The sequence below is a fragment of the Methanosaeta sp. UBA458 genome, from assembly GCF_002496085.1.
Lineage (GTDB): Archaea > Halobacteriota > Methanosarcinia > Methanotrichales > Methanotrichaceae > Methanothrix > Methanothrix soehngenii.
In genome coordinates this window covers 1-4,962 of record NZ_DAIK01000069.1, presented here as the reverse complement: position 1 = coordinate 4,962, position 4,962 = coordinate 1, and the positions used below count along the sequence as shown (strand labels likewise).

The 4,962-nt window shown below is 49.4% G+C and carries 5 protein-coding genes; 2 read left to right on the top strand and 3 right to left on the bottom strand.

Features of this window, described 5'->3' with window-relative positions:
- Nucleotides 1-331: hypothetical protein (locus BP822_RS04870; RefSeq protein ID WP_286877838.1), on the bottom strand; the 331-nt coding region annotated here is incomplete at its 3' end.
- A gap of 307 nt (nucleotides 332-638) precedes the next feature.
- On the opposite strand from BP822_RS04870, the gene BP822_RS04865 reads away from it, so the two are divergent.
- Entirely contained in the window at nucleotides 639-1,268 is a 630-nt protein-coding gene (locus BP822_RS04865; RefSeq protein ID WP_013720522.1) for a hypothetical protein, read from the top strand.
- A gap of 44 nt (nucleotides 1,269-1,312) precedes the next feature.
- On the opposite strand, the gene BP822_RS04860 is transcribed toward BP822_RS04865, so the two are convergent.
- Together BP822_RS04860 and BP822_RS04855 are read right to left on the bottom strand one after the other, a co-directional pair.
- A complete protein-coding gene (locus tag BP822_RS04860) occupies nucleotides 1,313-2,230 on the bottom strand; it encodes a ribonuclease Z (RefSeq protein WP_013720521.1) in 918 nt (305 codons plus the stop codon).
- Between the two features lie 291 nt (nucleotides 2,231-2,521).
- Nucleotides 2,522-3,463 carry an EamA family transporter gene (locus BP822_RS04855; protein WP_013720516.1) on the bottom strand — a complete coding sequence of 314 codons (942 nt, stop codon included), beginning with the start codon at nucleotides 3,461-3,463 and terminating at the stop codon, nucleotides 2,522-2,524.
- A 415-nt stretch (nucleotides 3,464-3,878) separates the two neighbouring features.
- On the opposite strand from BP822_RS04855, the gene BP822_RS04850 reads away from it, so the two are divergent.
- Nucleotides 3,879-4,949 (top strand): formate--phosphoribosylaminoimidazolecarboxamide ligase, encoded by a 1,071-nt coding sequence (locus BP822_RS04850; RefSeq protein WP_013720515.1) that lies wholly within the window; start codon nucleotides 3,879-3,881, stop codon nucleotides 4,947-4,949.
- Nucleotides 4,950-4,962: the final 13 nt, after the last annotated feature.

Below are 4,962 nucleotides of genomic sequence, written 5' to 3'. Positions count from 1 at the left end.
ATGCCCATAGTCCGTCCCCCAGGGTGAAACAGAGCTGACCGATGGCCATCATCAGCCAGGCGAGGAAGACATTTCGGCTGATCTTCCTGGATTGGCTGGCGCCATAAAACAGGCATAGAGTCATGAAACCATTGATGATAAATGCAATCCAATCGGTGAAAAAAATCACCGCATAGGTGTCATTTCTGAGCTGCTGGCTGATGATCAGGTAAATTGTATATATAGCAACTGCTATAATTGTGAAGTTAAAAACCTTCGAATCCCTCTTTGGAATAATAGCAGCCCGATCATGCTGATAATATGAAGATACAGCCGCCTTTATTCTATCCATCATCATCATCTCTTGAGGGATGTCTTAGGAGATACGTTCCCATACATGTTCTCTCATCGCCATTCGATCCCGTTCAGTCCTTGTGATTACTGATGGCATTTAGCATGTAGTTGCAGCTATATATCTTTTTGTAGATTTAAATGCTTTTGCGTGCTACTCGCTGCCGATAGTTTATGAGCACAATTTCAATTTTTGACATATAAAATGATGAAATATTATGCATTTTTTAAAAGGTATCTTCAAGTTGCATGGATGCTGACAAAAGCCTTATTTGTTGATGCCATCATTTCATTCTGGAGATATGAGCTTGAGAGATGAATTTGAGAGGATGAACTTCGAAGAAAAGGTCTCCTATCTTATGGAAAGAGAAAACCGCATTGAACTGCCGGACGACCTGGCAAAAGAGGGCGTGGCTGTTCTGGCCCAGGCGGGTGAGATCGAGTATGCTGCAGCCATGGCAAGGGACAGAGGAATGATAGATGAGGCCATCAGCATCCTGGTGGACGCAGGAGATTACCTCTGGGCTGCCCTCATAGCCAAGAATGCGGGAAGAACGAGCCAATCCGAGATGCTATACCAGGACGGTATGCAGTTTTATATCGACATGGAGATGTTTGGAAGGGCCATCTCAGCTGCAACTGCCCTCGGCATGCCAGCAGACAGGATCGATGACCTCTTCCGCCGGGGCGTCGAGTCGGAGAGCAGGGGCATGGACCTGGAACACAGCAGGGGGATGATCGAATCCGCCATGGAATCTTTGGACATCTCCCTCATCGGTAGAGAGGATGAGATAGCTGTGCAGATTACCAAGGCCCTGAGCGAGGAGCGAGAAAGAAGGATGAAGGAGGAAGCCAGGGCATTGGAATTACTCAGAGCAGATAACCTGAGCGCTGACGACGATCTCAATATCGATGATCAGGAGAAAAATGGGGAATAGACGGATTGATGAATCGAGAGCGATGACTCCTAAAAGCTGGATCTTCATTCATCCTTGAACCTTATCTCCAGGGACATCAGGTCCTCTGCTACATCCGTTTTCTCAAAGATGAGCCTCGCCTCATTCAATAGCTGGGAGCTGTCCTCAGAGTAACGGGAGCTTATATGGGTCAGGATCAGGTGTCTGACCCCGGCACGCCTGGCCAGCTCTGCCGCCTCTTTTGCCGTGCTGTGTTTTGTCTCCATCGCCCATTCTATCATATCGCTGGCCAGAGCAGAGTCATGGATCAGGAGATCCGCTCCCCGACCAGCATCCTCCACCGACCGGCAGGGCCTGGTATCCCCGGTGTATACAACCTTTCTGCCCGGCCTTGGCGGCCCCATAACCTGCTGAGGCTGAACCACTCTTCCCTCCACCGCCACCTCATGGCCATGCTGCAGCCTGCCAAATAAGGGCCCTGGAGGAACGCCCAGGGAGATAGCAGCATCACGGTCAAATCTGCCGAGCCGTTGATCTTCCTCCAGAACGTAGCCCAGGCTGGGCACGCTGTGACGGGTCTCTATGGCCCTCACCTGATATCCCTTCATCTTCACCACATCCTCCGGCGACAGCTCCAGGGCGATGACCTCGAAGTTGCGGGAGAAGTAGCATACCGACTTGAAGCACTCCACCAGCCGAGCGGTATGTATCGGTCCGGCTATGGTTATGGGCTCAACTCTTCCCTGAAAGGCCATGGTCTCCAGTAGACCGGGAATGCCCAGGATATGATCGGCATGAAGATGGGTTAAAAAGATATAGTTCAAGCGCATCATGCCGGTTCTGGCGCGCATCATCTGCCTTTGCGTTCCCTCTCCGCAGTCGAAAAGGAGCATTTCTCCTTCGCGGTTGATCAGTATGGCTGAAGGATTCCTCTCCGGAGTGGGTAGCGATCCGGCGGTTCCGAGGAAGGTCACATTGAGCATAACAGGCCTCTTAGCGTTTCTCCCGGAATGATAACCTCACCCCATATCATCTTTTGCATCCAAAACCTTTATCAGATAAAAGAGAAGGCACTCAAATGGTGTAGGTATGGATGCAATTACTATCGTGGAGTGGCTTCAGGCTTTGTTGGTACTGGTTATATTCCTGGGGATAATTGCGGTGAGCTTCAAGATTTGGCGCTGGAACTACGTAATCCCACCCAAGTAGGTGGGGCGTTTCTAGAGCATATCCTGCCGCTGCTTTGCAGTTGAACTTTTTTTCTGGCAAGGGATTCAGCTCACGAAATATACTCCCACTATTACCATCATGAAAGCGGCGCCCTTTTGCATCAGCGACGATCTGTCTGTCCTCTCATTCAGCTCTTTGGCCAGCCTTGGCGCTAGGGCACCGAGGATCATGATCAGCATCACCGTCAGGATGGGCTGGAGGGCTCCTACGCTGGATACCAGGGTGACTGATCCAATAGCATAGGCGAAGATGGAGAAGATCAGCCCGAGAAACTGGAAGGCCTCCTCTGAGATCAATGCTCCTATGGCAAAGCTTCCCCGGCCAAAGAAGCCAAAAACCTCTTCGCGAATGGAGCGCACGGCCATGAGAGGCATTGCCACTATCAAGGTGCCAAGCGATGACCAGATGTAAAGGCTCCACTCATCGATCGAGAACAGGAGATATTTTAGGGAGAGATAATACGCAGCGGTAAGGATCCAAAATGACATGAATGGCCTGATCGAGGGGGATAAGCCCTTGATGCTGCCTTTAATCTTTGGATAGATGCCAACTGAAACCCTGCTGATTCCTCGGTCCCTTTTATAGGATAAAAAAAGGGTGCCGATTATGAGCAATAGCCCGCCTGCATAGCATTTTGGGCTTAAGATCTCGCCGAAAAGGAAGATGGAGCCAATTAATACGAATACAGGGTATGCATATTCCATCGCGGAGACCTTTGAAGCCTCTTCGATCTGCAGAGCTTTCATGTAAAAGAAAGTGGGAAATATCTGCAAGCAACCAAGTAACAGAGCGAAAAGGGATTCAGGGTATGTGAATTTGACTCCTACAAATAGCATAACCGGGATGATGAATATAAGCTGGACCAATGCCTGGCAGACTATATAGGCCTTAGAATCATACGTATAATTTTCCAACAGAAGCTTGTCGAGCACTCCTGCGATGGAAAAAAATACCGTCCCCAGGAATGCTAATATGAGCCAATCCATTTTGAACTTCCCCACAGTTTGTGCAAGCCGATAAGCTCTGCAGATCGCTTTTCGTTCCTGTACGCGGTTTATTTTAGACTATTTAGTAATATTTATGGTACTAGTTATACTTATCTGAAATACCAATCCAATCGTCAATCTGATTAAACTTCTGCCTAAATAATTTATTAAATAATTATAACTGAGATTGCCATAAACCTACTCAGAAGTTGTATGCCCTAAGAAGAAGATTGGCATAAAACTCAAAGAATAAACTCTCATAGCCAGCAAAGCCCTTGTTTTTCAAATCCCTAAATGCGCTCCAATCCCTCATGCCCAAGCAATCCCTTCTGCGAGATTCTGCCTCTCCGAAGGGCTTATCTACCTTTGAGCCAACCCTACTATTTCAAAGGTCATAATTCAAAGGGATATCACCATGATTTCAAAAGAGGAGATTTCGGAGATTCTGAAGGGATACGATAAGAAAAATATCACTATTGCCACCATCTGCTCGCACAGCAGCCTGCAAATCTTTCATGGCGCCCGTCGGGAGGGATTCAAGACCCTGGGCATCTGCATCGGCCAGCCGCCTAGGTTCTATGATGCATTTCCACTAGCTAAGCCAGATAAATTCATCTGCGTTGAGAGTTATAAGGCTCTGCTGGATTATGCCGACGATCTAGTGGCAGATAGCGCCATTGTAATTCCCCATGGGTCACTGGTCGAGTATTTGGGAATCGAACGGTTCGAGTCCCTGGCTGTTCCCACCTTCGGCAACCGTCGCGTTCTGGCCTGGGAGAGCGACAGAGAGATGGAGAGGGAGTGGATGCTGAAGGCCGGAGTCAACGTACCCATGAGGTTTGAGAAAGCAGATGACATCGACCGTCCGGTCATTGTAAAGTATCACGGCGCCAAAGGCGGTCGGGGCTTTTTCATTGCCAAGACCAAAGAGGAGCTCCAGAGCAAGATGAGCAGCCAGGAAAAGTACACCATCCAGGAGTTCATCCTGGGCACCAGGTACTACATCCATTTCTTCTACTCGCCCATAAAGCCGGACGGATACAGGCTGAGCAAGGGATCGCTGGAGATGCTGGGCATAGACCGGCGAGTGGAGTCGAATGCCGATGAGATATTCCGCATCGGCAGTATGAAGGAGCTGGCGGATGCGGGCATTTATCCCAGCTTCGTGGTAACCGGAAACCTTCCCCTGGTGCTTCGCGAGTCTCTCCTGCCTAGGGCCTTTGAGCTGGGAGAAAGGGTTGTAGAAACCAGCCTGGATCTATTCGGAGGGATGATCGGCGCTTTCAGCCTGGAGACCATTGTCACCGACGAGCTGGAGTTCAAGGTCTTTGAGATATCTGCCAGAATCGTCGCCGGAACCAACCTCTATATCAATGGCTCGCCTTACTCCGATTTCGTTGAGCCGGGACTATCAAACGGCAGGCGCATCGCCCAGGAGATAAAGCGAGCCAATGAGCTCGATCTGCTGGAAGAGATTGTCACATAAACACAGGCTGGAA